Raw genomic sequence first — 26,987 nt, 5'->3', positions numbered from 1 at the left:
CCGCCCCCCGCTGCGGGGGCATGGTCCATAAGGCTCAGAAGGTTTTGGCGACGCTGAGTTTGAAGGTCCGGCCAATGCCGTTACGCGTATTGCCATAAGCGCGATACTCTCTATCGAAGAGGTTCTCGACACTGGCGCTGAGTTCGACACCGTCCAGTGGGCCGCTGTTTGGTTTGTAGGTGCTGGACACGGTGTACACAGTGTAAGCATCAGTTGGCGCCAGCGCACCCGAGGTCGAAGTGGTGCGATCATTGCCCCAGGCATGTTTCGCTTCGATATTGACGTCCAGTTGATCGTCCATGAAGCGCTTGCCGAGGGTAAGCTGTGCTGCTTCGCCGGTCGCCCGGCTGAAGAAATCAGATCCTTCGTTTTGGCTGCCACGCGAAATCGCAGCATTTGCATCGACATAGAACAGCGGGTGCGCATAGGACACCTCGAGCTCGCCCCCCCAAAGATCAACATCGCTGACCCCTGAATAGGTCGTCACGTCCCAGATATGAGTATGGAAGCCCGTCAGTTTTGTTTTGAGCACGTCGCCATCGGCGAAGACATCAAAACCGTCGTAGGACATGCCGATCTCGTAGCTGCGCGCTTTTTCAGACTGGGTCGCAAAGCTGCCGCGAATGTCGTCGAGAATGGGCAGGTTTTCGTTGTAGGCCACGGTTCCAAAGACGGCCACGGCGTCTGTGAGCTCATAATGGGCCGACAACGCCCCGGTCAAAGCTTCGGATTTGAACGCGGTCCCATCCGCAATGGCTGGCACTGGGCGACCAAAGGAGAAACCGGCGTCATTGTCCTGCGAGGTGAGCGTTTGCTGTTCATATCGCGCCTGCGGTGTCATCGTCAGGCGATCGCCGATCTCGATCTCATCGCTCAGGAACAGGGCCACATAGTCATCGGTGCCGCCGGGCGCAGAGACATCATTGACGGTTGTCCCTGCCGCGAAAGAGGTACGCACGCGCTGGCCGAACTCGATCCCTGCCAACAGGTCATGTGACAGCGCGCCGGTGTTGAAACGCGCCTGGTTTGTCACGCGCAGCGAGGTTGTCGTGGTCTGGTGATCCGCATCATAAATTCCGGTCGCCCCAGAAAGCGAAAGAATATCAATCTCTTCCTTTTTGTACTGCAGGCGCGCAGTTACGTTGATCAGGTCACTGTCGACGGAGTCGAAATTGTATTCCACATAGGCGGTGGTGTCTTCGGTGTCGCGGTCGACCTTCTCGCTCGAGAAGTCGGGATCAAATGCGCTATAGAACACATCCCGCTCCGGGATTTCGTTCCGGATCAACGCAAAGCTCAGTTTACTGGCTGGCGTCAGGGCATAGTTGCCCTTCAGCATCGCGCTGGTCTGGCGGAACTCTGTTCCGGGCAGAGTATTGCCAGCCCCGTCGTCGCGGTCATTGGCGGTGCGATAGCCATAGAAGGCCAGCAGATCGAACCGGTCGTTCGGCGCAAACGACAGAATAGAGGTGCTGAGAAGACCATCGCCATTGCTCTCGTAGCCCAGTTTTTGACGGAACGAGAAGGTGTCGCCTTGTTCTAGGAAATCACGCGCATCCTTGGTCGTGGCTTCGACGGTCCCGCCAACGGCGCCGCCGGAATATCGAAAGCCATCTGCCGGGCCGCGGGTGACATCCAGCTCTTTGAACAGCTCTGGTTCCAAGGACAGGAAGGATCCGTTGCGATAGATCTCTTCTGCGCCACTTTGTACGCCGTCGATCACCACATTGATCTTGCCGTCGGTGCCATAGACCCCAGCCTGCGCGCCCACCCCGCGGATCGTGATGCCCGCCCCCTGCGGCAGAATCCCGTTGATCAGCGATACATTAGGGATCGAGTCCATCAACTGGCCCAGGGTTGTGGCCTGACGCGCTTCGATTTCGTCCTGATCAATTTCAGTGCGCGAGGCCGCTGTGCCGGTTTGCACACCGCGTCGACTTTCGCCGATGATAACCGTGCCAATCACATCAATGTCTGATGTGTCCAAAACGTCTTGCGCCCAAAGACCCGAGGCACAGAGGCTCGCGCAGATCGCGAGGAGTGATGTTTGGTTTGTCATGTCGTCCCTGATCACATGCCATAGACACAATCAAACAAGCTTGACTGTGACGGCTAGCAATCGGCGGGCGCGGCGTTTTCGAAAGTTGAAATCGCGAATCTTAGTCTTTTTGTCAAGAATAAATGACTAAATTCCGAAAATTCCCCTGCCGCTTGCCTATAGATCCACCATCATTGCCCTTGCGGAAGCCATCCGGACCTTGGGCCCGTTATCCCAAAGGGGTATTTGTCGACCACAATTTCTAACGATTTCCTGCAACTGTGGTTTGCAATAAAACCAAAGCTTCGCCATCGTAGCGGCATGGAGGAGCTAACGTTTTCACACGACGCGACCGTGGTCGCGATGGCGTGTCTTGTCGCTGTTGTGTCCGGTTTTACCGGCTTGTCGCTGACCCGCGACTTGTCGGCAAAATCGGTCTTTGACAAAAAACTGTCCATTGCCCTGTCTTCGGTGGCGCTTGGCGGCGGCATTTGGGCGATGCATTTTATCGGCATGCTTGGCGTGCAGCTGCCAATCCTGTTCTACTATGATGCGGCCATTACGCTCATTTCGGCACTGACGGCGATTTTGATTGTCGGCGCCGCACTGATCCTTCTGCATTTTCGTCACAGAACACCTGCCGTGCTGACACTGGCTGGCAGTATTCTGGGCGTGGGCATTCTGGTCATGCACTATATCGGCATGGCCGGGCTGGAGCTTTGCCGCGCGGTCTACACACCGCTTGGCGTGCTGGTGTCGTCGGTACTGGCCATTGGCTTGTGTATCTTGGCGATCTGGGTGGCCTATGGGCGGCGGACAAACCGGAATATTTTTCTGGGCACGCTGTGTTTCGCGGCGGCGGTGTGTTCTGTTCATTTCCTTGCCATGGCGGGCACACGGTTTGTCACCTTGGAAGGCGCCTCTGAATTCGGCCCAAGAATGAACAACGAAACGCTTGCGCTTGGTGTGATCTTTTTCAGTTTCATTATCTTCGGCACCTGCCTCTGGGTCAGCGTCACCTATCTGGTGGGCGACAGTGCCCAGGCCAATGATACCCCGCCCCTAACGCCCGCCGCGCCAGAAGACCCCGCCGCCCATCGCCCGCTGTGCCAAATTCCTTGCGAACGGGACGGCGGGAAGGTCTTTGTTTCGCCGTCTGATGTGATGTTTGTCCGCGCCGATGGCCATTACACGCAGGTCTACACAGAACAGGAAAGACTGTTCTGCGCCTGGCCTGTGACCGAAGCTTTCAAACGGCTGATGCCCGAAGGGTTCCTGCAAACGCACCGCAGTTATCTGGTCAACCCATCTCATGTGGTGCGGTTTGAACGGGCCAAGGACAAGGGCCGGTGTGTCTTTGGACAGGACGCGGTGCCGCCTGCCCCTGTGAGTCGATCCAAGCTCAAGATCGTCCAAGGGGCGCTGGTTGCGCAGGAGGGCGCAACTCGTGCGGGATGAGGCGCATTTCGTGCAAAACCCCTGTTTTTCATTGATTGGATAAAGCCGCAGCCCCGGTGCCTGTGCACTCTTTTCCACAAGCCAGAACATTCGCTTCAAGGGAGGAGAGCCAATGATTCCAGCGGCATTTGAGTATTATCGACCCAAGGATCTTGCCGGGGTCCTGTCCATTTTGGAAGAACATGGAGACGATGCGCGCGTCATGGCAGGGGGTCACAGCCTGATCCCCATGATGAAACTGCGCATGGCAGAAGTGCCCCATCTGATTGACCTGCAAGACGTCGACGGCCTGCACGGCATCGACATCAGCAACGGCCAAATTCGCCTTGGCGCTATGGTCACCCAAGCCGAGATCATCGACCACGAAGGGCTGGCAGCCGTCGCCCCGATCCTACGCGAAGCAGCGCTTCAGATCGCCGACCCGCAGGTGCGCTATATGGGCACCATCGGCGGCAATGTCGCCAATGGCGATCCGGGCAATGACATGCCGGGATTGATGCAGTGCGTGAACGCGACCTTTCACCTGATCGGCCCCGAAGGCGAACGCAGCGTGCCGGCCCGCGCGTTTTACGAGGCGGCCTATATGACAGCCCGCGAAGACGAAGAGGTTCTGACAGCAGTCACGCTTCCGGTCCCCGACGGTGGCTATGCTTATGAAAAACAAAAGCGGAAAATCGGTGACTATGCCACAGCGGCCGCAGCGGTGCAGATCGTCAAAGAGGACGGCGTTTGCAAGGCGGCGTCTATTGCGATGACCAATCTCAGCGATACGCCAGTGTTCTCGGAAGATGCCTGTGCGGCGCTGTTGGGAACCGCACTGGACGATGCCGCCGTGAAAGCCGCCGTCACAGCCATGCTTGGCGACATTGACCCGTCCGAGGACAACCGCGGCCCCGTCGCGTTCAAGAAACATGTGGCAGGTGTGATCCTGCGCCGCGCAATCGAACGCGCCTGGTCACGCGCTTAAGGGAGGCCGCGAGATATGTCGAAAAAGATGCACATCAAACTTAACGTGAACGGCAAAGACGAAGAGTTCCTGGCCGAACCGCGTGAGCTGCTGATCTACACCCTGCGCGAGCGGCTGAATATCACCGGTCCCCACATCGGCTGCGAAACATCCCATTGCGGCGCCTGCACGGTGACGATCAATGGCAAATCGGTCAAATCCTGCACCATGTTTGCGGCCCAGGCGGATGGCGCAGAGATCACCACAATCGAAGGGATCGGTACGCCGGATGCGCTGCATCCATTGCAAGAGGCGTTCAAGGAACACCACGGGCTTCAGTGTGGATACTGCACGCCGGGGATGATTACGCGGGCGACCAAACTGCTCGAAGAGAACCCAAACCCAACCGAAGAAGAGATCCGCTTTGGCATGGCCGGCAATATCTGCCGCTGCACCGGGTATCAGAACATTGTGAAATCCATTCAGGCAGCAGCCGCTGAGATGAATGCAGCCAAGGAGGCGGCAGAATGAAGGATGACGTCACACGCGACGAACGGGTCGCCAACCTCAAAGGCATGGGCTGCTCGCGCAAGCGGGTCGAGGACGCCCGTTTCACTCAAGGCAAGGGCAACTATGTCGATGACATCAAACTGGACGGGATGCTGTTTGGCGACTTTGTACGCTCGCCCTATGCGCACGCCCGGATCAAGAACATCGACGCCTCTGCCGCGATGGAAGTCCCCGGTGTTCTGGCGGTGCTGACGGCGGCGGATCTGGAGCCCCTTGGCTTGCATTGGATGCCGACCCTTGCGGGCGACAAACAGATGGTTCTGGCCGATGGCAAGGTGCTGTTTCAGGGGCAAGAAGTGGCCTTTGTGGTGGCCGAAGACCGCTATGCCGCCGCCGACGGGATTGAGGCCGTTGTGGTCGAATACGAAGAGCTGCCAGTTATCGTTGACCCGTTCGAGGCGCTGAAAACCGATGTGGTTCTGCGCGAAGACACGGTTCAGGACGGCAAACCTGTCGATGGTGCCCATGGCCCGCGCAAACACCACAACCACATCTTCACCTGGGAAGCGGGCGACAAAGATCCCACCGAAGAGGTGATCGCCAATGCCGATGTGGTCGCGGAAGAGACCATGTACTACCACCGCACCCACCCCTGCCCGCTTGAAACCTGCGGCTGCGTGGCGTCGATGGATAAGGTCAATGGCAAGCTGACGCTTTGGGGGACGTTCCAAGCGCCCCATGCGATCCGCACCGTCGTCAGCCTGATTTCAGGAATTGAGGAACACAATATCCGCGTGATCTCGCCGGACATTGGAGGCGGCTTTGGCAATAAGGTTGGCGCTTATCCGGGCTATGTGTGTTCGGTCGTAGCTTCCATCGTGACGGCCAAGCCGGTCAAATGGATCGAAGACCGGATGGACAATCTGATGACCACCGCCTTTGCCCGCGACTACTGGATGAAGGGACGGATCAGCGCCACGAAAGAGGGCAAGATCACCGGTCTGCACTGTCACGTAACCGCAGACCACGGCGGTTTTGACGCCTGCGCGGACCCAACAAAGTTTCCCGCTGGTTTCATGAACATCTGCACCGGCTCTTATGACATCCCGACCGCGTTTCTTGAGGTCGATGGGGTCTATACCAACAAGGCGCCTGGTGGGGTCAGCTATCGCTGTTCCTTCCGTGTGACCGAAGCGGTCTATTTCATCGAACGGATGATCGAAGTCCTGGCGATTGAGCTGAACATGGACGCGGCAGAGCTGCGGCGGATCAACTTTATCAAGAAGGAACAGTTCCCCTACACCGCCGCCTTGGGCTGGGAATATGACAGTGGCGACTATCACACCGCTTGGGATAAGGCGCTGAAAACCGTGGACTATGAGGGCTTGCGCGCCGAACAGGCCCGGCGGGTCGAGGATTTCAAGGCCGGCAAAACCCGCAAGCTGATGGGCATCGGCCTTAGCTTCTTTACCGAAATTGTGGGCGCTGGCCCGGTGAAGAACTGCGATATTCTGGGGCTGGGCATGTTTGACAGCTGTGAAATCCGCATTCACCCCACAGGGTCTGCGATTGCGCGGCTGGGGACGATTTCCCAAGGTCAGGGCCACGCCACGACCTTCGCGCAGATCCTCGCATCGGAAATTGGCTTGCCCGCCGACAGCATCACGATAGAGGAAGGCGACACCGACACCGCGCCTTATGGGCTTGGTACCTACGGGTCGCGGTCAACGCCTGTGGCGGGCGCGGCAACGGCCATGGCCGGTCGCAAGATCCGCGCCAAGGCGCAGATGATCGCGGCCTATCTGCTCGAGGTGCACGATGATGACGTCGAATTCGACGTGGATCGTTTCGTGGTCAAAGGCGCGCCTGAAAAGTTCAAAACGATGAAGGACATCGCCTTTGCTGCCTATAATCAGGCCATTCCGGGGATCGAACCGGGGCTTGAGGCGGTCAGCTACTATGACCCGCCCAATATGACCTACCCGTTTGGCGCCTATGTCTGCGTGATGGATATTGATGTGGATACCGGCGTGCCGGACATCCGCCGCTTCTACGCGCTGGATGACTGCGGCACGCGGATCAACCCGATGATCATTGAAGGCCAGGTGCATGGCGGTTTGACCGAAGCGCTCGCTGTCGCACTGGGACAGGAGATCGCCTATGACGACATGGGCAATGTGAAGACGGGCACGCTGATGGATTTCTTCCTGCCCACCGCTTGGGAGGTCCCGAATTACGAAACCGACTATACCGTGACCCCCTCGCCGCATCACCCGATCGGGGCCAAAGGGGTCGGCGAAAGCCCGCATGTCGGCGGTGTGCCCTGTTTTTCCAACGCGGTACAGGACGCGTTCCGCGCCTTTGGCAACCGGCATACCAATATGCCGCATGATCACTGGCGCATTTGGAGAACCGCAAACGCGCTTGGCTTGCACGACTAAGAAAGGACGCGGGGCGTGTCCATTGGCCGCCCTGCGCATCTGCTGATGAACTGGAATGATCTTCAAACCGTGCTGCGGCGCGATGGATATGTTGCATCCGACGATCTGTCTGTGGCCCTTCAACTTGCGTTGTCGCTGGGGCGTCCCCTGTTGCTGGAAGGGGCGGCTGGTGTTGGCAAAACCGAAGTGGCGCGGGCCTTGTCCGGTGCGCTAGACACACAACTCATCCGGCTTCAGTGCTACGAGGGTTTGGATGCCGCGCAAGCGATCTATGAGTGGAACTATCAACGTCAACTTTTGACCATTCGCGCTGCGGCAGAGGATGGCGTAACCGGCAAAGAGATTGAAGACCGGTTATTCTCACGCGATTTCCTTCTGGAACGCCCCCTGCTCGCTGCAATCACGCAGGATCAGGCGCCAGTTCTGCTGATCGACGAAATCGACCGCGCCGACGAAGAATTCGAGGCCTACCTGCTGGAGGTTCTCTCGGAATTTCAGGTCTCGATCCCGGAACTGGGGACCATCACCGCCACCAGCCGACCGATTGTGATCCTGACGTCCAACGGCACCCGCGATCTCTCCGATGCGCTGCGGCGGCGCTGCCTTTATACCTATGTGGAATACCCGGATCACGGAACAGAGCTCGCAATTCTGAAGGCGCGATGCCCCGAGGTCGAAGCCCGATTGGCGGAACAAATCATCGGCTTTGTGCAAACCCTGCGCCGCGAAGATCTGGAAAAGACCCCCGGCATTGCTGAAATGCTGGATTTCGCTGCGGCCCTTATGGGGCTTGGTATTGCGGATCTGACAACTTCGCCAGCGGTGTTGCAGTCGACCCTGACAACCCTGTTGAAAACCCAGAGCGATCAGGCCCAGATCACCCCAGAAGTCACAGCGCGTCTTGCAGGGAAAGTCGCATGAGCCGCGTGACCCGCTTTGCCGCCCGCGACCCGGGCCCTGCTGCGCGGATCGCCGGTTTCCTTGCGCATTTGCGGCAAAACGGCTTGCGACTTGGGGTTTCTGAGGCTGAGCTGGCGCTCTCCGCAATTGCCGAGATCAAAGCCGTGCAGGCCGAAGACTGCCGACGCGCCTTGAAAGCCGTGTGCACCGGCTGCAGGGACGAAGCCAAGCGGTTTGACGATCTGTTTGACAGCTTTTGGCTGGATGCAGGGCGGGTCAAACAGAAAGTGATCGCCAACAACCAAAGCGCGCTGCATGACAGTGTGCAGTCAAGCCGGGATGGAAAAGGGGCTGACACCACCGCCGCAGGTCAGGCCACCGCCCCGGAGGACGGAGACAATGACGCAGACAGCGACGGCACCGGCAAACTGATCGCCACCCAGCAGCGCAACCTGTCGCGCAAGGACCTGCGCGATCTGGTCCGCCCCGAAGAGGTTGCAGAGGCTGAAAAAGTCGCCCGTCAAATCGGCGCAGCGCTGCGTGATCGCCGCTCCCGCCGTCGCATTGCTGCCCGCAAAGGGGATCGCCTGCACTTTCGTAAGACGATCCGACGCAGCCTTGCAACCGGGGGCGAACCCCTGCGGCTGTTGCGCAAAAAGCGTCCTGAACGCAGCCGCAAGATTGTGGCGCTTTGTGATGTGTCCGGCTCCATGAGTCTTTATTCACGGGTGTTTCTGGCGTTTCTCGCGGGGCTCATGCGGGCCGACAAAGACGCCGATGCGTATCTGTTTCACACCCGTCTTGTCCGCATCACCGAAGCCCTGCGCGACAAGGACACACTGCGCGCCATAGGCCGCATGTCATTGATGGCCGACGGGTTTGGTGGAGGCTCCAAAATCGCAGTTTCACTGCAGCGGTTTGCCGATACCTATGCCAAACGCTTTGTCGATGGGCGCAGCGTGGTGCTGATCCTGTCGGATGGCTATGACAGCTGCCCACCCGCAGAGATGGACGCCGCCCTTGCCACGCTGAAGAAACGGGGCTGCAAAATCATCTGGCTCAACCCGTTGAAAGGCTGGCGCGATTACGCCCCGATCGCCGGTGGCATGGCGGCTGCACTGCCGCACCTCGATCTGTTTCGGCCCGCAAACACATTGGCCGATCTTGCCGATCTGGAACCGGAGCTTGTTGCCCTATGACCCCTGCCGAAGTCCTTGATGTTGACCTCGCCGATGCGGCGCAAGAACTGCGCAACCGCCAGGAACCCTTTGCATTTGCAACCATTGTGCGCACGGCCGGGGCCACGTCAGCCAAACCCGGCGCCAAAGCACTGCTTGGGGCGGATGGCGCAATTCTGCATGGGTGGCTGGGTGGTGGCTGTACACGGGGTGCGGTCAAACGCGCAGCATTGGACGCAATCCAATCCGGCGTGCCTCAGTTGATTTCTGTAGCGCCGGAAGAATTGCTGACCCAATTGGGTGTCAGCCCCGGCGAAGAAGTCGAAGGTAAAAAGTTTGTGCGCAATGGATGCCCTTCACGTGGGACGGTCGACATCTTTATAGAACCCTGCCTGCCGATGCCGGAATTGGTCATTCTGGGGGCCTCTCCGGTTGCGCAGGCTTTGGCGGCCCTGGCCCCGTCCTTTCACTGGAAAGTCACGGCCAAGGCACAGGGCACCCCAACAGTTCAGGCGCAACCGGCCTGTGTCATCGCAACACAGGGCCAAGGTGATCTGGATGCGCTGAAGGCCGTGCTTGCAGGTGACCCAAGCTATGTCGCCTTTGTCGGCAGCGCGCGAAAATTCGCGGCCCTTGCGGACAAGCTTGCAGCGGATGGTGTGCCCGCACAGGTGATCGCACGCGTGAAAGCCCCGGCTGGGCTTGATCTTGGCGCAATCACCCCGGAAGAAATCGCGCTGTCCATACTGGCCGAGCTTGTGCGCCATCGCCGCCGCCCGGACCAGCAGACACCCGCAGAACAGACATAGCCGTATCGGAAGGACGCCACATGCCACATCTTCATACACTGCTCCGTCGTCTGCGGGACAAGATTGCGCTGAAACCTGATCAGGCTGAGCTGCTCGCCACAATCAAATTTCCCTGTTGCTAAGAGGATTAAGCATGGAACTCTCGGACGAAATTGTCATCGAAGCCCCGCTCGACCGCGTCTATGCCGCGTTGAATGACCCGGAGGTGCTTCAGAAATGTATCCCCGGCTGTGAAGAGTTGATCAAGCACAGCGATACAGAGCTGGAGGCCAAAGTTGTTTTGAAAGTCGGACCGGTCAAAGCCCGCTTTGGCGGTGATGTTGTGCTGGACACCAGCGGCGCACCCGAGGCGTTTTCGCTGACCGGACAGGGCAATGGGGGCACGGCAGGTCACGCCAAAGGCGGCGCAGAGGTGACCCTGACACCAGAGGGGGACACCACCATTTTGCGCTACGCGGCCAAAGCCGAAATCGGCGGCAAGCTGGCGCAACTGGGGAGCCGGCTGATCCAAAGCACTGCCAAAAAACTGGCCGCTAAGTTTTTCAAATCCTTTGCGGCGACCTTCAGCGAAGACGTTGCCGCCTAAGCCGTTTCCGCCTAAACCGATGTCAGGTCACGACAAAGGCCGCCGCCTTGGCGGCCTTTGAGGGCCGTTAGACACCAAGATACTGCCCTGCAATATCGGCGCTGAGGTCCGGGAAAGCCCCCGACCAAACATCGCGGCCCCGCTCCAAGATCACGGCCCGGTCACTGACCGTCCCCAATTCGCGCAGGGATTTGTCGATGACGAGGATGGACAGCCCCGTTTCGGTCTTCAGGCGCGCAATCGCCGCCCAGATTTCCTGACGAATGATTGGGGCCAGACCCTCGGTTGCTTCGTCCAGGATCAACAATTTGGGGTTCGTCATCAGGGCCCGCCCAATGGCCAGCATCTGCTGTTCCCCTCCCGACAGGGTTTTGGCGCGCTGATCGCGCCGTTCGTCGAGCCGGGGGAACAGCTCTGTCACTTTGGCAAAATCCCATGCGCCGGGTCGTGCAGCGGCGATTAGGTTTTCATAGACCGTAAGGTCAGCAAAGCACCGCCGCCCTTCGGGCACCAAACCAATCCCAAGCTGCGCGGCACGATGGCTTGGCAAACGCGAGAGGTCCTGACCTGCAAACGCCAGCCCTCCCGTCGCCGCGATCATGCGGCAAATGGCCTTAACGGTTGTCGATTTCCCCATGCCGTTGCGGCCCATAAGGGCCAGAACTTCGCCTTCGTCGATGTGCAGATTGACCCCAAACAGGGCTTGGCTTGTGCCATAAGAGGCCTCGAGGTTGCTAATTGACAATAAGCTCATGCCTCCGCTCCCAAATAGGCTTCCTGCACCGCCGGGTCGCGGCGGATTTCGTCAACAGTTCCCGTCGCAATGATCTTGCCATAGACCAGAACACTGATGCGATCGGCCAGGGCAAAGACCGCATCCATGTCATGTTCTACCAATAAGATCGGCGCTTGCTCGCGCAGGCTATCCAGGAAACCGGTCAGGGTTTTGGACCCCTGCGCGCCCAGCCCGGCCATGGGTTCATCCATGACAAAGGCGCGCGGCTCCAGCGTCAGGGCAACCGCCACCTCAAGCTGGCGCCTTTGCCCATGGCTGAGCGCGCCAGTGCGTTGATACATTGCATCCTGCAAACCCACGCGCGCCAATGCGGCCTCTGCACGGTCCCGCAGATCCCGGTCGCCCATCGCGGCACGCCAGAACCGCCAAGGGGATCCATGCGCCCCAAGCGCACCCAGCAGCGCGTTTTGCAGGACACTGTCTTCCATCGCCAAGGCCGAGATCTGAAAGGTCCGCGCCAGCCCCATGCCGGCGCGGGCGCGTGTGGTTTTGCGTGTCACATCTTGGCCAAGGAATTCCACACTGCCCGCGCTCGGCGTCAGGCTGCCACAGATCTGAGCAATCAACGTTGATTTCCCAGCGCCATTTGGACCGATAATAGCGTGAATTTCGCCCGGTCGCAGGTCGATCGAAACCGCGTCGCTGGCCCGAAGCGCGCCGAAATCCTTGGTCAGATTGTGAGTTTTGAGGATGGCTTCACCCATTGCGCTGCTCCTCGAATTTTTCCGGCCCACAGATCAACCCGATCAACCCACCCCGACTGAACAGGACAATTCCCAACAACAAAAAGCCCAAATAGACGTGCCAATAATCGCTGAGCCCGCCAAGGACATGTTCCAGAGCGACAAAGACAAGGGCCCCGACCACTGGTCCAAACAACCGCCCAACCCCGCCGATAATGACAAAAATCATGATCTCGCCGCTCAGCTGCCAACTGAACATGGTTGGGCTGACAAAGCGGTTGAGGTCCGCAAACAGAGCTCCGGCAAGGCCGGTCAAAGTGCCGGAAATGACAAAGGCGATCAGCTTCAGCCGTTGCGGGTCAAGACCCACAGTCTCCAGACGCTGGGGCACCTGGCGGGCGGCGTTCAACGCAAGGCCAAAGGGCGATGCCGCCAGTTTCGCGCTGAGGATCAAGGCCAGGATCAGCACCGCCAAACACAAGCCGTAGTACTGCACCGGGACCAGCGTATTGATCCCGGGAAAGCCATTGCGCACATAGATCGCCAGGCCGTCCTCGCCGCCATAGGTCGGCCAACTGATTGCAAAGAAATAGAACATCTGCCCAAAGGCCAAAGTGATCATAATAAAATAAGCGCCAGCCGTGCGCAGGCTCAGAAGCCCAATTCCCAAAGCCGCCAGCGCCGAAATGACCACGGCGACAAGCCAGATCACAGGCATGGATTTTGTGCCCTCGATCAGAAAAGGGGCCTCCATCAGGGGCGTATAGCTTTGGGCGTGATGGGCAAGAATGCCCATCGCATAGCCCCCAAGCCCGAAAAACACCGCATGGCCCAAGCTCACCAAACCGCCAAGCCCAAGCGCGATATTCAACCCCACGGCGGCAAGTGCAAACACCACCGCGCGTGTCATCAGCGTAATGGTAAAGGGTTCATCCGCCAGCAGCGCCCAGGCCGGGACGGCCAGCAACAGCGCGAGGATACCCATGTTGAAGTAGCGTTCCCGGATCATGCGCGCGCTCCGAACAGGCCAGTGGGACGCCAGATCAGCACCGCGCCCATCAGAATGTAAATCGCCATCGACGCCAGCGCCGACCCCAGATTGGTTGCCGCCGAAGGCTCCATCACCAGTTTGAAAAGCTGCGGCAGGAAAATTCCTCCCAAGGTATCCGTCAGCCCGACCAGCAGACTGCCAATAAGCGCCCCTTTGATCGAGCCGATACCCCCGATCACGATCACCACAAACGCAAGGATCAGAACAGGTTCGCCCATCCCAACCTGAACGGATTGAATGGCCCCCACCAACGCCCCGGCAAGGCCCGCAAGTGCGGCACCAAGTGCAAAGACAAGCGTGTAGAGGCGGGAGATATCAACGCCGAGGGCTGCGATCATTTCACGATCGTTTTCACCGGCTCGGATTTGGATACCAATGCGGGTGCGGCTGATCATCAGCCCCAGACCGGCTGCCACCAACAGCCCGACCACAATCAGGGAAATACGATAAAGCGGATATTGGATGCCGCCCGGAAGGGTGACAGGCCCAGACAGATAGTCGGGAATATTCAAGAACAGCGGGAAGGATCCAAAAATCCAGCGCGTGCCTTCCGAGAAGATCAGGATCAAGGCAAAGGTCGCCAGCACCTGATCGAGGTGATCCTTGTCATAGAGCCTGCGGATCACAAGGATTTCCACCAAGGCCCCCGCAATGGCTGCGGCCATGAGGGCAGCAATCAAAGCGAGCACAAACGAACCGGTGAGCCCAGCCACCGCCGCCGCCGCAAAGGCGCCGATCATATAAAGGGAGCCATGTGCGAGGTTGATCAGCCCCATCACGCCAAAGATCAGCGTGAGACCGGCCGCCATCAGGAACAACATGATCCCGAACTGCAGGCCGTTCAGGACCTGCTCCGCAAAGAGAATAAATGTCATGAGGGTCTATCCGCCGCAGACCGGGGGCCTAGAGGCCCCCGGAGAGTCAGTTACATTTTGCACTCAGCAGCGTAAGCATCGGCGTGGTTTTCAAGCGCGACACCGATCACCTTGTTGGTGAAGACATCACCTTCTTTGATCACTTCGCGCGCGTAGATCGTCTGCACCGGGTGGTGGTTGTTGCCAAAGGCAAAGTCCCCACGGGTGCTGTCGAACTCTGCCGCTTTGAGCGCTGCCCGGAAGGCATCCGCGTCAGATACGTCGGCTTTTTCCAAGGCGGAGATCAACAGGTTGGCTGTATCGAACCCCTGGCTCGCATAGAGCGACGGCAGACGGCCATATTCCGCAGCGAAGCTTTCAACAAAGGCCGCATTGGTCGGGTTCTCAATGTCTTTGTTCCACTGAGAGGTGTTCACAACACCGAGTGCCGCATCGCCAACCGCCTGAAGAATGCCCTGATCAAAGGAGAACGCAGGCCCGACAACCGGCAGATCCACACCGCTGTCGGCATATTGCTTCAGGAAGGCAATTCCCATGCCGCCGGGTAGGAAGAAGAACACGCTGTCAGCGCCGGAGGCCCGGATCTGCGCAATTTCAGCCGCGTAGTCGGTCTGGCCAAGTTTGGTGTAAAGCTCGCCCGCCAGATCACCTTTGAAAAACCGTTTGTAACCGGTGAGCGCATCCTTGCCGGCCGGGTAATTCGGGGCGAGGATAAATGTCTTCTGGTACCCTGCTCCGTTCGCATAAGCGCCCGCGCCTTCGTGCAGATTATCGTTCTGCCACGCCACGTTGAAGTAGTTCTGATTGCAGCCCCGACCGGCCAGCTGCGACGGCCCTGCGTTTGGGGACAGATAGAACTTGCCCTGTGCGGTCACCGAAGGCACCACAGCCATCGCGAGGTTTGACCAGATAATCCCGGTCAGCACGTCGACTTTTTCAGATTGCACCATTTTGTCCGCCAATTGCACGGCAACGTCTGGTTTGCGCTGGTCGTCTTCGATCACAACTTCGATGTCATCGCGGCCGGACTGGCTGATTGCCAGCATAAAGCCGTCGCGCACATCAATCCCAAGGCCAGCGCCGCCCCCGGACAGTGTGGTGATCATGCCAACCTTGGTTTCAGCCATGGCAACAGACGCAGATAGCGCCGTTGCCAGAACGGTAGAAATCACTTTGAAACTTGTCTTCATTTTGTCCTCCTTGTTCGCTTTCATTCTGCGCCTTTTCGGCGTTTTTGGCGTTTTTTGGCGGCGGCCTAAATGGCCACAGCACGTCGTTTCCGCCGAAAGGGGGAGTCAGGATCCCTGCTCCGCTTCCGGCCGTGTTGGCAACTGGCCAAGATGAAGCGCAAGCGCCTGCGCGTCCTCCGCCGACAAGCCGCTGAGAAGCGTGTTCACCCAAGCCTCGTGGCGGGCGGCGACCTCGGCAAAGCGGGTTTCGCCTTCCGCCGTCAGCTGCACCAAATGCGCGCGTCGGTCACCGGGTGCGGGCACCCGCCGGGCAAGCGCGTCTTCGGTGAGTTTGTCGACAATGCTGGTCACATTGCCGTTGGAGACCCGCAAGCGCTGCGAAATCTCGGTCATTTTCAGTCCGTCGGGGGTGCGCGCAAGGGCCGCCATCACATCAAATCGGCTTAAGGTCCAATTGCAGTCCTCGCGCAGTTTGCGGCGCAGCTCGTCTTCGATGTAGCGGCTTGCCTTCAGCAGGCGCAGCCAAACACGCAGCCGGGTTTTGGACGTCTCACTGTCCCGGCGATCTTGCAGACCTTTGGCAGCATGTGCGGCGTTCATTCCTGACCCTCGATCCCTTGGGTGACGACAGGTCGCCACAGGAAAAGGGTACATCACGTCCAAATTACTTCAATTGTAAAATTTTCATGTCTGTAGTTTATTTGAATTCAACTTCGGAAACGCGTTCTTTTTCCGCAGCTTAGGGCGCGAAAAAACCCGCCCGACGTGGCAATTCGGACGGATAAATCAAAAAAAGCCCTCCCAAAAGCACCGGCAATGCAGCGGACATAGACCGCTGAGGCGCGTTGGTCAGGACCTCAGATACGATCCGGCTGGGCCTCTCTCCAGTCAAAAAGCGCCTGTTGGGTGGCATAGCCAATGATCCCATCTATGGGGCCTTGATAGTATCCAGTGGCCTGAAGCCGAAGCTGAATGGCACGCCGGGTTTCGGCTGTCAGGGACCGCCCAGACTCAATCGTAAGGATAGTCTCGGCCTCCCGATCGCCCCGCAACCAAGCCTTCAAAAGCGCCTCGGACGGCGCTTCTGGTACAGGCGCTGCGGCAACGGGTTCGGTCCAGAAATCCGCCGCATCCACATCAAACAGGGATGTCGGCAGCGCAATGTCGGAAAAGAACCCTTGCGCGAAGGGGTTATATCGTTCTGCAACATTCAGCTGCAGCCCCGCGGTGCCACTGTCGAGGTCAAAGACCGTCTCGGCCAGCCCCAGCGACGGGTTCAGGCCAACAGACCCGGATTGCACCAATCTGAACCACGACCACGGACCGGTAAACGTCCGGTTCATAACCGCACGCGAACGGTTGAAAATCCGCAAGGTCAGGTCGCTGTCCTGCAGCCCTGTGACCGGCCAGGCCTGTTCGCTCCAGACCACCGGTCCATGCCGGAATTGATAGAGCGTAATGCCCGAGGTCACTTCCATACGGCTGAAATCACTGGACATATACCCGGTGCGCAGCTCGAACTCCAAATGCGAATTGCCGTCCACAAACAGGGTTTCGGACATTTGACGGAACCGTTCAAACGTGCGTTTTGCCCGCTGCGCCAGATCCGCATTTCCGGTCAGGACAAAGCTTGCCCGCGGTTGGTAACTGCCAGACTGGCTTTGGAAAGGGGACAGATAGGTTGCTTCAAAAACCGCCAGTTTGCCTTCGGCCCCAAAGAGTTCGACAAACTCAGACAGCGGGAAGTCACGGCTGCTTTCGGGATTGAACGGATAGGCCTGTGTCAGGTTCGCGCCATGCGGCGTCAGGATCTCGCGCTGCCATTGGCTGTCGATGTGATCATAGACATATTGCATCGCGCGCGCATCAAGGGTTGCGACGATCTCGCGACCAAAGTTCCGAATAATGTCGAGTTCGGATCGCAGCACAAACCCATTGAGCACCGCCAGCGGGTTTGCCGCCTCTGCGGCCTTAAACTGTTCAAACAGGAAACTGCCCGCGCCATTGGATGCGGTTGCCGCCTCGTCCAGCCAAAGGGTCACATCGCGGGCATAGCCAAGGAACAGGTCAAATTGGTTCTGAGCGCCGGGCTCTTTGCGCAGTGCCTCCAGATAGGTGCGGAACGCAGAGCGGATATTATAGGCGGTTGCGGCCTCTGCACTGGTGGAGGCCGGCGCAAGCTGCGGCACGGTTTCTTCGCCCTCTTCGCCGGTTGGAACGGTCGGCAGAAAAACAGCTATGTCGGTGTTTTCGCCCACCGCGGCAACAAGGCGATCAATCGGGTTCTCAGATGGATTGGTCAGGGCCTGCATAAGGATCTGGGCATCCCCCCAATCCTTGGCCGTGCGCAACTCCAGCTGATCGATGAAGGCGCTCCATTTGGCGATGTAATCGGCCGTATACCGTTGGGCCACACTGCGCAGGATCGCGTTTTCCTTGGCAGAGTCCAATTCCCCGATCACCGTTTCATAGCGGTTCACCATCTGCGCAAGATCCGGCATTTCACCGTCTTCAAACAGCTGGTCAAACCCTGCGCGGGTAAACCCGCGCGGTACCAGATACACTTCGGCATCGCGCATCGGGTCAAACACTTCGAAAAAGCGCGGCCCGATCAATTGCCGAAGATCCTGACGCTCTGCGTAATCGCTGCGGCGCATCAAAGCCTGATACAGCAGATCCGCCGTATCGAGCCCCGCCAGCGTCTTGCCCACAACCGCGCGCAGATCTTCATTGCGCGCAGCCGGCGGTCGGTTCAAGGCAAAAAGATCCCCCAATGTGGACCGAAACTGCGTTTGGAACGCACCGGACACTTCGCCTTCTTCAGCAAGCCCATCGGCAAAATAATCTGTCAGCTCTTCCGAAAAACGGCGTTGGTCCGTAAACAGCTGCGCCTCGACCGAGGCAAGCTGGACCAGCTCCACCCCGTCCGCCACGGAATTATAGGCAAAGATATCTTTTTCTAGGAAACTGATCAGCGCTTCCTGCAGGCCTTGCGTCAGCTCTTCTTCATAAAGGCCGCGATAAAGATCCTCATGCGAGGGGTTGGGCAAGAACCGGCGGAACCGCTGCGCATCAAGGGGCGCATAGGCCATCAGACCATCGCGAACCGGTTGCAGCTTCAGAACGCGTTCGACAAGGAAATCGGAATCCGTTGTCACACCGCTGAGCGACGCGAAATACCCATCAAAGACGGCCTCCATCTGCGCATTCACTGCCGAATAGGCCCGGTAGTTCTGCCAGACCGCAAATCCGAAGCCCCCTACAAGCGCGCAGAGCCCCAAGGTCCACACCCCAGCATTCATGGACTGTCGCAGGGTTTGACGCTTGTTTGGCGGCACCAAAAACCCTTCGCGGTGATAGGCCGCGGCCAAAAGCCCTGCGTTTTCTGTGGTGACACTGTCGCCGGTAGAGGGCGCGCTTGCAGACTGCGGCGTCGCCGTGAAGAACCGCGGACCGGTCACCTGGGTCAATGGATCAACGGCATCCATAGTGTCCCGCGCGCCAATGAAAACAATGCTCTGCAGGTTCAGGACCTTCTGCCGCGGTGGCAGGGCACGGGCCAAGGCTGCCATTCGGGTCTTGAGTTGGGTTTGCAGCATCGACAACTGGAATGGCGCATTGACCAAAGCCGTTGAGAACTCCGGCAGCATCTGCTTCTGAAGCGCATTGAACTGTGCTGCGCTCAGGCTTTGGACCAGTTCGTCAAACAGCTTATCGACCCGAACCGCAATGTCGGGTTCGTCGTCGGACAGAAAGCCGCCAAAAATCACCCCATCGCCCAAGTGCCCCGTCAACAGCGCGGCGCGCGCCAGATCAGGCAATTGGTTCAGACCGCTCAGGGCGACATGCACTGGCAGATCCAAGCCAAACCGCTCCGCAGCCACATTGAGGATGCGGTTCATCGTGGCGAGGTTTGCGGTTTCTGTGGCGGTGGTCTGCATCAGGCTGGCCAGCTCGTACTCGACGAAGGCGGCATTCAGTGCCAGATTGGGGCGCAGGCGGAACAACTGGCGGAGAACCGCGTCCAGGAGATCAAAAGACAGATCGGTCCCGCCCTCGATCTCGACCCGGTAAGCAACCGCGGTGGGCGAGGTCCAAGTTGTGAACACCAAGCCCTTGTCCACCACAGGATCGCCAAAAGCCACATAGCCCAATTCGGCCATTACAGTGGCGCTGTCCTGCTTTTGCATGGCTAGGAAGAGATGCCAGGGCGTGTTATTCAGGTTGCGGTCAATACTGCGCGCGCGCGCACGGATCTGTTTGAACTGTTGCCGCGCCGCCAAGTTAAGCGCGCGCAGTCGGTCCGCCTGCGGATCACGCTGCCAGATCGCCTTGCGATACAGCACTGTCAGCACAGTTGCCGCGATGGAAACCAGCAGAACCAGCCCCAGCCAAATGAGCTTCCCTAGCCCAAAAGCGCCCCCTGCCAGCCAGACATAGAAAAGCCAGCCCAGCTGCGCGAGCAGAGCCACAGCCAGAAGTGCAAGGCCGAGTTTGATGTAAGCAGTTTTGGTCATTCGCGGGGTATTTCTGCGACGGAGCCGGTTTCGCTGGAGAAGACGAAATCGGTCGCGGCCTCATTTTGCGCCGTTGCGCGTTGTTTTTGGAATTCGGAATAAAACGCGGCTTCCTGCTGCCAGCGCAACCCCCAGACCACGACCGTGATCATCACAAGGCAAAGGCCCGCAGCACCCAGTTTGCGGCGCAGGCTGATCTGTCGGGCAGGCGCCCGCGTCTGTTTGATGGCCCGCCCCATCGGCTTGACCTCTTGGTCGACCGGCAGCAGCTTCATCGCTGTCTCGAGCCGTGCCACAAGTCGGTCACGTTCGTGTTCACTGCCTCTGGTGTATTTCCCGCGATAGCCAAGCTTCAGGAAGATATAGACAATCTCCAGAAATTCCCGCAACGCGCGGGGCTGCATCAAAGCGCGGTCCGCGATCTGATAAAACCGGTCGCCGCCATCGCGAAATCCAAACAGGTCCGCGACAAGGGTGCGATTTTCCCAACCACAGTCTTCGCCCCAATCGCTGACAAGGATGAATTCATCCAAGGCAATGGCAAACAGCAGGCACAGGTTTTCTGCCACCGCCGGGGGGTAGTCCAGCTGCGCGACCTTATATTTCAGGTCGATAATGGCGCGGGACAGCTCCATCCGGGTGGGGTTCATGTCCCCTGTTGGTTCGACCCGTGCCAGTGTGCCGCAGACCGCCAGCAGATCCGCCGAGGCATTGACCAGCTGATTGCGCGAGCCCTTGTAGTTCGCCAGCGCCCGGTCAAGAACCTGCAGATCACTGCTGGAAACAGTCGCCAATCGCCGCAGCGTATGCGCCTCGCCCGCCACACCTTGTGGTGTCAGCGTCAGCGTCGGAAGCTGCGTGATTTTTGATGCGTGCTGCGTCATCTCGCCAAGGGCCTCAGTCGATCATATAGAGCGTGGCCTCAACCCGCCGGATGCGGTCGTCCACATGCAGGGCCAGTGCCTCGCGTTTGCCAATATAGCTCTGCCAGTGTTCGCTATTGGTGTTGATTGCAAAAAACGCGGCATCGGCACGCGCGCGCAATTCTGCAGGCGCCACCTGCAACGGGGTCAGTTCCACCCCCGGCAAGCCGCGCGACACAAGATCGGGCATTGCCGACAACCCCGCGAGCTTACAGGCCAGCGGCGCAAGCTCGGACAGCGGGGTGCCTGCATCCGGCGCGCTGAGCGCCAGAACCGGGCGTCGACCTTCTTGCAGCAGACGCTGCGGGATCACGAGGCGCAGAACACGGCGTTTTTCAAACAGCTCCGTGTTCCAGCTGAGCGCTTCCACGCTGGCCGGTTTTTCAAGCGTCAGCTTGCGGCGCAAATCGGACCAGAGCGCCTCAAAACACGCGCCCATGCGGTTGGCGTCATAGACCAGCGTCTCGGAGGTGGCTTTGCCAAGAATGACATCCAATTCCACCGACAAGGACGCCAGGTTCAGAAACAGACGGCGCGGGTTGATGGCACCGCTGCGTTGGTCATTTTGCAGCACCAACAGCCATTTGTTCAGGATCTGCAATTCCATCCGTTCGGTCATCAGGCTGGCGTCACTGCGGGTGCCCGCCTGACTGGCCACGCGTCCCGCAGCATTTGCCGCCCGCACGCGCGCCAGCGACACAACTTCGGCGAGACGTTCCATCATCACCGGCGCGGCCGCAATCCGCAGCGCATGCGGCACAAAGGAACGGTCCAGAACCACTTGTCCTTCCGAGGTTTTTTCCAAAATCCGCGCGATCGGAATGGTGGCATAACCGGAAAAATCCATCTTGCCCAGCAGCAGGCAGGCCCCGACATCCGCGAGCTCTGCCGCGACGGGGGTATTGTCCGGATCGTTCACATCACGCAGCTCTGACTGGCGTTTCAACATCCGCGAAACGCCCCCTTCCTGGCCAAACAAGGCTGTGCCCGCGACGGCCAATGGCACGGCAAGATGCACTGTTTCGTCAACCAGCCCATCCGGAATGTCCAACACCAGTTCCTGCGCCAGGCGGAAGAACAACCTGTCGGGAAAAACACCCGCCGCGGCGCGCACGGCCACTTTGCCGATTTTGAGTGCGTCTGCATTGAGCTCGAGCTCGCTGACGCCAAAGTCACCGGCCGTCAGGTCAAGCTGCGCAATCTCGTCCACATAGCGACGCGCGGCTGTATCCGCATGCTGGAAATGCTGCGGCGCGATGAACATGCCTTCGCTCCAGACGACAGAACCTGTGGTCATTCGCCACCTCCGAAAAGCTTGCCCCAAAGAGATTTGACAACACCAACATCAGGCGCGCCGGTTGCGCGTGCCTCGTCTTCGGGTTGGTTTGACGCGCGGTATTGCACGGCCACACCTGATGAGGTGACAGAAACGGTCACGCCTTCGTCCAGGGTTTCGGCATCGATGGGCACCGCATGAGCATAGCGCTGGGTTTCATAATCTGCGAATTCGGCAAATGCACCGAGGTAGAACACATCCGGTTCCAGATCGAACGCCACCAGTCGCGTTTCACCGGGATAGAGCGGCGAAAGGCTGCGTTGGTCCAACACCACACCCGCCAGATCCGGTGAGGAATTGTTGAAGATCTGCCAGAAATCCGCGTCCTCAAATTCAGTGCGGCTGCTGAGTTGATAAAGCCGCAGCACCACGGGGTTTGCCGCATTGTTGTATTGGTTCACATTGGGGCCTGCCTGCACGCTCAGCGTCTTGTTGACGGGCATGGGGGCTTCGGGTTCCGCCGCGCAGGCCGCCAAAACAGCTACGGCCGGGATCAGGGATCGGGACAAAACGGTCATTGTTTGCGCATTTCCTCTGCAAAGAGCGCCAGGAACATGCGCCGGTATTCGCCGCTTGTTTTCTTCTTCGAGAACTGACGACGGTGAATGCCCCAATAGCGCTTCTTACGCTGCAAGAGGCGCGGGATGAATTCTTTGTAGTCGTCTTCAAGAAGGTTCGGGTCCACCTCATCCAGGAAGCGATCCAGCGCTTTTTCAACCGCTTTCAATGCATGCTCTTGATAGGTGAACCCCCGCAGGCGGGCATCGAGCTCGCTTGTGCCCCGATAGGGACGCGGCAATGCCGTGCGCCCGCTGGTCGGGGTGGCTTCGATTGTTTCGGCTTCGTGTTCTTCGTAGTCCTCAAAATACCCGCTTGTGGTTTTTTTGAACTGGCGTTGGGCTTCGTTGTTTTCACGCAGCTCTGGGCCATCGGCAAAGGGGTCGAACATCAGGTCTTCGTCCAAATCCACCACGGTTTCTGAAAACCCACGTTCGGGTTCGGCAGACATTTCTTCGACGTCTTCATTGGCCAACATCGGCTCCATCTCCGCTTCGCCATTGGCGCGTCGAATGGCCGAGAAAACCGCTTGTGGTTTCGGGCGTTCACTGTTCATGGCGGGCTGCGGTTCTGGGGCGAGGTCTTTGAAAATCCCAAGAAGGATCTTGTAGCCCGCGAAGCTCAGCACATCGCCATCGCGCAGAACCTGCGGCTCGTTGCGCGGCATGGACGTATTGTTCAGCTCTGCGCCATTGGAGGAGATATCGATCACGCTGTAAACCACACCCTGACGGGTCAGGCGAAGGTGACGACGCGACATTTTCCCGCTCATGTCTGGCAGGCAAATATCCGCATCGAAATCGCGGCCAATCTCAAACAGATCGCCCTCGGGGTAATATTCCCGCTTGGTGACCGTTTCGGTGTCGGGGATCTGGATCAGTTGCAGGCTCAGGCTCATTTCACCAACGTCCGGCACAGCTTCATCATATCATCAAACCGCCCCAGAAAGAGCGGGTTTGCGTTCACGTAAGTTTTTGAAAAATGCACCCGCATGTCCTGTCTGCGAAAGGGAATTTTCCGGAACTGCGCCTCGGTCAGGCCGCGTTCCTCCATGAAGTGAGCAAAGATCAACTCATACTCCAGCGCCGCATCAATGTCGCCAGTGACCAACATGTTCAACAGCGACGCCGCATCGCGTGGGCGCATGACCACATTGTAGCCATTGCGGTGCAGGTACCGCCATTTGGAGGTGGCAAATTTTGCACTGTAGCGCGCGCTGAGCGCATCTGCTGGTTCATTGGGGTCGATGTCGGAATTCAGCGGCAGGTACCATGCCAGATCTTCTGACACCACCGGCGAAGACGGCACCGCATATCGCGCCCGGTTTTTGTTGGACGAGCCCACGAAGAACCCATCAAACCGGCCCGTTTCCGTGCCCAATTGCGCCCGTGACCAGCTGGTCATATGGAATTCGTAAGGAATGTTCATCTTGTCGAGCGCACATTTCACGCGCTCGACCGCGACGCCGGTCATATCGCCACCGTCCAGCATTTGGTAGGGCGGCAAAGATTGTGTCGCCAGACGCAACACAGGCGCGCTTTGCGCCTGGGCTGTTCCTGTCCATCCAATCGCAAATGCAGCGATATATCCTAGGCATCTTCTGATGCGCATTGCTCGTCTCCAGCGTCTTTTTTCTGACGTCTTATTCCATTTTCAAAACCACGTCCGCGCCATCGTGTGACACGGTAATAGCTTCAAGCGGTTTATCCTCAATTACCCTGTTGATACACTCTTCGGCGAGCCGCGGCAGGAAGTTTTTATTTATGATTGCTTCCAGAGCACGCCCGCCCGACAACGGGTCGGAATTCGCACTTACAACATAGTCGACAAAGCTCGCTTCCCAGTTAAAGCTTGCGCCATATTGGGCTTTGATGCGCTTTTTAATGCGGTTGAGGTGGATCTCGGTCAGTTTTGCCCCCACTTCAGGCGTCAGCGGTCGATAGGCGATCAGCTCGGTACGGCCGATGAAAGCCGGGCTGAAATGATCCAGCAGCAGCGGACGCAGGTGGTCATTCAGCTCTTCCGGACTTGGGTCACGGCCAGCGGCATCAACAAAATCACGGATCTCTTCGCCCCCGGCGTTCGAAGTCATGATGATGATTGTATTTCGGAAATCTACGTCGTTGCCTTCGCTGTCACTGATGTGGCCCTTGTCGAAAATCTGGAAAAACACGTCCTGAATTTCGCGGTGCGCCTTCTCCATCTCATCAAGAAGCAGCACGCTATAGGGGCGGCGGCGCACGGCTTCGGTCAGAACCCCGCCTTTGCCATAGCCCACATAACCCGCAGCCGCCCCCAGCAGCATGGACACTTTATGCGCCTCTTTGAACTCGGTCATATTGATCGTGGTCACCGCATCTTCGCCGCCAAAGAACTGATCGGCAATGGCCAGCGCGGTTTCTGTCTTGCCCACACCAGAGGGGCCACACATCATGAACACGCCAATGGGCTTGCGCGTATCGGTCAGACCGGCGCGCGAGATTTTCAGTGATTTGGCGATGGATTCAATCGCCGCATCCTGACCAATGACCCGCTGCTTCAAGGTGTCTTCCAGCGCGAGCAGACGCTCTGCCTCGCTGGCGCCCAGATTGGCGATCGGCACGCCGGTCCAGTCGGCCACAACCTCGGCCACGGTCGCGCCGGTCACCCAGGGGTGCACGATGATGTCTTCGTCTTCCTCCGCGGCAACTTCGGCCTGTTCGCCCGCTTCTAGCGCGGTGCGCGCGGCCTCAAGGCGCAGTGAAACCTTTTCCTTCTGGTCTTCCCACATGGAAATCCGGTCCGCGAGCGTGGTTTTCAGATTGTCGATGTCCTCATTCAGGGTCGAGGCATCGAATTCCGGATCGCCAAACATACGCGCGTCCGAGGTGGATTTCTCCAGCTCGGCCTCCACAAACCGCAGCTCTTCCTCCAGCCCTTCGATCTGGGCGGGGCGGGCGTGCTGCGACAGGGCCACGCGGGCGCAGGCGGTGTCCATCAGGCTGATCGCCTTGTCCGGCAGGCGGCGCGAGGGCATGAAGCGGATCGACAGATCAACGGCCGCCTTGATCGCCTCTTCGCGGACAAACACATCATGGTGCTTGCTCAACCCTTCGGACACCGCGCGCAGGATGTTGACAGCGGCATCGCGGCCCGGCTCATCAATGGTGATCGGCTGGAAGCGACGCGACAGTGCCGGGTCTTTTTCAAAATATTTTTTGTATTCGGCAAAGGTGGTCGCCGCCACGGTGCGGAACTCGCCGCGTGCGAGCGCGGGCTTCAGCAGATTGGCCGCATCGTTCTGCCCTTCGGTGCCGCCTGCGCCAATCATGGTGTGAGCCTCATCGATGAAAACAATGATCGGCGTGTCGGAGGCCTGAACCTCTTTGATCACGTTTTTCAGGCGCTCTTCGAATTCGCCCTTCACGCTCGCGCCCGCCTGCAGCAGACCCATATCGAGGCTGACCAGATCCGCGCCTTTCAGCTGATCCGGCACTTCGCCAGCGGCGATCTTCTGCGCCAGCCCTTCGACCACAGCGGTTTTACCCACGCCCGGCGCGCCCAGCAGGATCGGGTTGTTCTGGCGCTTGCGCAGCAGCACATCGATGGCCTTGGCGACCTCGTTGGTGCGGCCCAGAACCGTGTCCAGCTCGCCTTTGCGGGCCAGTTCGGTCAGGTTCACAGTATATTTCTCAAGCGCTGTGCCATCCACAGGCGCGGCCGCTGCCGCGCCACCGCTGGCCGCCGCGGGGACAGATTTGCCACGCTCGGTGCAGAAGGCCTGCAGCGCATCGGTGGACATAGGTTTCAGCGCTGCCAGTGCTTCGGCGCGAACACCAAGCGCATTGGGTTGTTGCGTGGCCAGCAGGAACACTTCGGGCGTAATCTGGCCAAGGTTCAGTTCAACAGAGGCCAAAAGCCAGGCCTGCTCGATCAGTTTGGTCACCGACCCAGAAATAGTTGGCTGCTTGCCGCCCTCGCCCGCGCCCATGGGCATGGCGCGCTCCAGCTCGGCCTGCAGATCGCTCATCTGTACGCCCTGCCCTTCAAGAAAGGCCTGAAGATCACTGTCCGACCCAAAGATGATGTGGAACAGCCAATGGGCGGTCTCAACCGCGGCGGCTTTGCGTTTGATCGCCTCGCCCACGCCGCTTTCCAGCGCGTTGCGAAGTTCAGGCGACAGTCGTGCGACAAGTTTGGTCAGGCTGGCCAA

22 protein-coding genes are annotated in these 26,987 nt (G+C 58.8%); 8 read left to right on the top strand and 14 right to left on the bottom strand.

What is annotated here, in order from left to right:
• Positions 1-34: 34 nt before the first annotated feature.
• Positions 35-2,059 (bottom strand): TonB-dependent receptor domain-containing protein, encoded by a 2,025-nt coding sequence (locus TRM7557_RS09270; RefSeq protein WP_082626572.1) that lies wholly within the window; start codon positions 2,057-2,059, stop codon positions 35-37.
• A gap of 300 nt (positions 2,060-2,359) precedes the next feature.
• On the opposite strand from TRM7557_RS09270, the gene TRM7557_RS09265 reads away from it, so the two are divergent.
• The 8 genes from TRM7557_RS09265 to TRM7557_RS09230 all read left to right on the top strand — a co-directional run bounded on the left by TRM7557_RS09265 (position 2,360) and on the right by TRM7557_RS09230 (position 10,866).
• Complete coding sequence (locus tag TRM7557_RS09265) at positions 2,360-3,496, top strand: MHYT domain-containing protein (protein WP_058289939.1); 1,137 nt, start codon at positions 2,360-2,362, stop codon at positions 3,494-3,496.
• A 112-nt stretch (positions 3,497-3,608) separates the two neighbouring features.
• On the top strand, positions 3,609-4,463 hold the full coding sequence (locus TRM7557_RS09260) for an FAD binding domain-containing protein (protein ID WP_058289938.1): 855 nt from the start codon (positions 3,609-3,611) through the stop codon (positions 4,461-4,463).
• A gap of 15 nt (positions 4,464-4,478) precedes the next feature.
• The gene (locus TRM7557_RS09255; RefSeq protein WP_058289937.1) at positions 4,479-4,973 is read left to right on the top strand and encodes a (2Fe-2S)-binding protein; all 495 of its coding nucleotides are present in this window, start codon (positions 4,479-4,481) and stop codon (positions 4,971-4,973) included.
• Positions 4,970-7,393 (top strand): aerobic carbon-monoxide dehydrogenase large subunit, encoded by a 2,424-nt coding sequence (locus TRM7557_RS09250; protein WP_058289936.1) that lies wholly within the window; start codon positions 4,970-4,972, stop codon positions 7,391-7,393. Before TRM7557_RS09255 ends, TRM7557_RS09250 begins: the two co-directional genes overlap by 4 nt.
• A gap of 45 nt (positions 7,394-7,438) precedes the next feature.
• Positions 7,439-8,314: an AAA family ATPase gene (locus tag TRM7557_RS09245; RefSeq protein WP_058290019.1), complete on the top strand. Its 876-nt coding sequence runs from the start codon at positions 7,439-7,441 to the stop codon at positions 8,312-8,314.
• The gene (locus TRM7557_RS09240) at positions 8,311-9,492 is read left to right on the top strand and encodes a vWA domain-containing protein (protein WP_058289935.1); all 1,182 of its coding nucleotides are present in this window, start codon (positions 8,311-8,313) and stop codon (positions 9,490-9,492) included. Before TRM7557_RS09245 ends, TRM7557_RS09240 begins: the two co-directional genes overlap by 4 nt.
• Positions 9,489-10,280, top strand: coding sequence for an XdhC family protein (locus TRM7557_RS09235; protein ID WP_058289934.1), 792 nt, complete (start codon positions 9,489-9,491; stop codon positions 10,278-10,280). Before TRM7557_RS09240 ends, TRM7557_RS09235 begins: the two co-directional genes overlap by 4 nt.
• A 133-nt stretch (positions 10,281-10,413) precedes the next feature.
• A complete protein-coding gene (locus TRM7557_RS09230; protein ID WP_058289933.1) occupies positions 10,414-10,866 on the top strand; it encodes a CoxG family protein in 453 nt (150 codons plus the stop codon).
• A gap of 67 nt (positions 10,867-10,933) precedes the next feature.
• On the opposite strand, the gene TRM7557_RS09225 is transcribed toward TRM7557_RS09230, so the two are convergent.
• From TRM7557_RS09225 to tssH, 13 genes are all read right to left on the bottom strand, one after another.
• Positions 10,934-11,620 carry an ABC transporter ATP-binding protein gene (locus tag TRM7557_RS09225; RefSeq protein ID WP_058289932.1) on the bottom strand — a complete coding sequence of 229 codons (687 nt, stop codon included), beginning with the start codon at positions 11,618-11,620 and terminating at the stop codon, positions 10,934-10,936.
• Entirely contained in the window at positions 11,617-12,366 is a 750-nt protein-coding gene (locus TRM7557_RS09220) for an ABC transporter ATP-binding protein (RefSeq protein WP_058289931.1), read from the bottom strand. Before TRM7557_RS09220 ends, TRM7557_RS09225 begins: the two co-directional genes overlap by 4 nt.
• Entirely contained in the window at positions 12,359-13,354 is a 996-nt protein-coding gene (locus TRM7557_RS09215; RefSeq protein ID WP_058289930.1) for a branched-chain amino acid ABC transporter permease, read from the bottom strand. The genes TRM7557_RS09220 and TRM7557_RS09215 overlap by 8 nt, the downstream gene beginning before the upstream one ends.
• Positions 13,351-14,271 carry a branched-chain amino acid ABC transporter permease gene (locus TRM7557_RS09210; protein ID WP_058289929.1) on the bottom strand — a complete coding sequence of 307 codons (921 nt, stop codon included), beginning with the start codon at positions 14,269-14,271 and terminating at the stop codon, positions 13,351-13,353. The genes TRM7557_RS09215 and TRM7557_RS09210 overlap by 4 nt, the downstream gene beginning before the upstream one ends.
• Positions 14,272-14,321: 50 nt before the next feature.
• Positions 14,322-15,461: an ABC transporter substrate-binding protein gene (locus tag TRM7557_RS09205; RefSeq protein WP_058290018.1), complete on the bottom strand. Its 1,140-nt coding sequence runs from the start codon at positions 15,459-15,461 to the stop codon at positions 14,322-14,324.
• A gap of 105 nt (positions 15,462-15,566) precedes the next feature.
• Entirely contained in the window at positions 15,567-16,061 is a 495-nt protein-coding gene (locus TRM7557_RS09200) for a MarR family winged helix-turn-helix transcriptional regulator (protein WP_058289928.1), read from the bottom strand.
• A 257-nt stretch (positions 16,062-16,318) separates the two neighbouring features.
• Complete coding sequence (locus TRM7557_RS09195; RefSeq protein ID WP_058289927.1) at positions 16,319-19,978, bottom strand: ImcF-related family protein; 3,660 nt, start codon at positions 19,976-19,978, stop codon at positions 16,319-16,321.
• Positions 19,975-20,862: a type IVB secretion system protein IcmH/DotU gene (gene icmH / locus TRM7557_RS09190; protein ID WP_058289926.1), complete on the bottom strand. Its 888-nt coding sequence runs from the start codon at positions 20,860-20,862 to the stop codon at positions 19,975-19,977. Before icmH ends, TRM7557_RS09195 begins: the two co-directional genes overlap by 4 nt.
• A gap of 13 nt (positions 20,863-20,875) precedes the next feature.
• Positions 20,876-22,198: a type VI secretion system baseplate subunit TssK gene (tssK, locus tag TRM7557_RS09185; protein WP_058289925.1), complete on the bottom strand. Its 1,323-nt coding sequence runs from the start codon at positions 22,196-22,198 to the stop codon at positions 20,876-20,878.
• Entirely contained in the window at positions 22,195-22,755 is a 561-nt protein-coding gene (tssJ, locus tag TRM7557_RS09180) for a type VI secretion system lipoprotein TssJ (RefSeq protein WP_058289924.1), read from the bottom strand. The genes tssK and tssJ overlap by 4 nt, the downstream gene beginning before the upstream one ends.
• A complete protein-coding gene (locus TRM7557_RS09175; protein ID WP_131727543.1) occupies positions 22,752-23,711 on the bottom strand; it encodes an FHA domain-containing protein in 960 nt (319 codons plus the stop codon). The genes tssJ and TRM7557_RS09175 overlap by 4 nt, the downstream gene beginning before the upstream one ends.
• Positions 23,690-24,286, bottom strand: coding sequence for a substrate-binding periplasmic protein (locus TRM7557_RS09170; RefSeq protein ID WP_165592443.1), 597 nt, complete (start codon positions 24,284-24,286; stop codon positions 23,690-23,692). Before TRM7557_RS09170 ends, TRM7557_RS09175 begins: the two co-directional genes overlap by 22 nt.
• A gap of 151 nt (positions 24,287-24,437) precedes the next feature.
• Positions 24,438-26,987 (bottom strand): type VI secretion system ATPase TssH, encoded by a 2,550-nt coding sequence (gene tssH / locus TRM7557_RS09165; protein ID WP_058289921.1) that lies wholly within the window; start codon positions 26,985-26,987, stop codon positions 24,438-24,440.

This window comes from Tritonibacter multivorans, assembly GCF_001458415.1.
GTDB lineage: Bacteria > Pseudomonadota > Alphaproteobacteria > Rhodobacterales > Rhodobacteraceae > Epibacterium > Epibacterium multivorans.
Note: the sequence above shows the minus strand (reverse complement) of the source record. Positions and strands in the feature narration are given on the sequence as shown.

What these genes read in the sequence shown, in the direction of transcription:
- TRM7557_RS09270 (WP_082626572.1), bottom strand. Translation starts at nt 2,059, where the DNA reads ATGACAAACCAAACATCACTCCTCGCGATCTGCGCGAGCCTCTGTGCC.
- TRM7557_RS09265 (WP_058289939.1), top strand. Translation starts at nt 2,360, where the DNA reads ATGGAGGAGCTAACGTTTTCACACGACGCGACCGTGGTCGCGATGGCG.
- TRM7557_RS09260 (WP_058289938.1), top strand. Translation starts at nt 3,609, where the DNA reads ATGATTCCAGCGGCATTTGAGTATTATCGACCCAAGGATCTTGCCGGG.
- TRM7557_RS09255 (WP_058289937.1), top strand. Translation starts at nt 4,479, where the DNA reads ATGTCGAAAAAGATGCACATCAAACTTAACGTGAACGGCAAAGACGAA.
- TRM7557_RS09250 (WP_058289936.1), top strand. Translation starts at nt 4,970, where the DNA reads ATGAAGGATGACGTCACACGCGACGAACGGGTCGCCAACCTCAAAGGC.
- TRM7557_RS09245 (WP_058290019.1), top strand. Translation starts at nt 7,439, where the DNA reads ATGAACTGGAATGATCTTCAAACCGTGCTGCGGCGCGATGGATATGTT.
- TRM7557_RS09240 (WP_058289935.1), top strand. Translation starts at nt 8,311, where the DNA reads ATGAGCCGCGTGACCCGCTTTGCCGCCCGCGACCCGGGCCCTGCTGCG.
- TRM7557_RS09235 (WP_058289934.1), top strand. Translation starts at nt 9,489, where the DNA reads ATGACCCCTGCCGAAGTCCTTGATGTTGACCTCGCCGATGCGGCGCAA.
- TRM7557_RS09230 (WP_058289933.1), top strand. Translation starts at nt 10,414, where the DNA reads ATGGAACTCTCGGACGAAATTGTCATCGAAGCCCCGCTCGACCGCGTC.
- TRM7557_RS09225 (WP_058289932.1), bottom strand. Translation starts at nt 11,620, where the DNA reads ATGAGCTTATTGTCAATTAGCAACCTCGAGGCCTCTTATGGCACAAGC.
- TRM7557_RS09220 (WP_058289931.1), bottom strand. Translation starts at nt 12,366, where the DNA reads ATGGGTGAAGCCATCCTCAAAACTCACAATCTGACCAAGGATTTCGGC.
- TRM7557_RS09215 (WP_058289930.1), bottom strand. Translation starts at nt 13,354, where the DNA reads ATGATCCGGGAACGCTACTTCAACATGGGTATCCTCGCGCTGTTGCTG.
- TRM7557_RS09210 (WP_058289929.1), bottom strand. Translation starts at nt 14,271, where the DNA reads ATGACATTTATTCTCTTTGCGGAGCAGGTCCTGAACGGCCTGCAGTTC.
- TRM7557_RS09205 (WP_058290018.1), bottom strand. Translation starts at nt 15,461, where the DNA reads ATGAAGACAAGTTTCAAAGTGATTTCTACCGTTCTGGCAACGGCGCTA.
- TRM7557_RS09200 (WP_058289928.1), bottom strand. Translation starts at nt 16,061, where the DNA reads ATGAACGCCGCACATGCTGCCAAAGGTCTGCAAGATCGCCGGGACAGT.
- TRM7557_RS09195 (WP_058289927.1), bottom strand. Translation starts at nt 19,978, where the DNA reads ATGACCAAAACTGCTTACATCAAACTCGGCCTTGCACTTCTGGCTGTG.
- icmH (WP_058289926.1), bottom strand. Translation starts at nt 20,862, where the DNA reads ATGACGCAGCACGCATCAAAAATCACGCAGCTTCCGACGCTGACGCTG.
- tssK (WP_058289925.1), bottom strand. Translation starts at nt 22,198, where the DNA reads ATGACCACAGGTTCTGTCGTCTGGAGCGAAGGCATGTTCATCGCGCCG.
- tssJ (WP_058289924.1), bottom strand. Translation starts at nt 22,755, where the DNA reads ATGACCGTTTTGTCCCGATCCCTGATCCCGGCCGTAGCTGTTTTGGCG.
- TRM7557_RS09170 (WP_165592443.1), bottom strand. Translation starts at nt 24,286, where the DNA reads ATGCTGGACGGTGGCGATATGACCGGCGTCGCGGTCGAGCGCGTGAAA.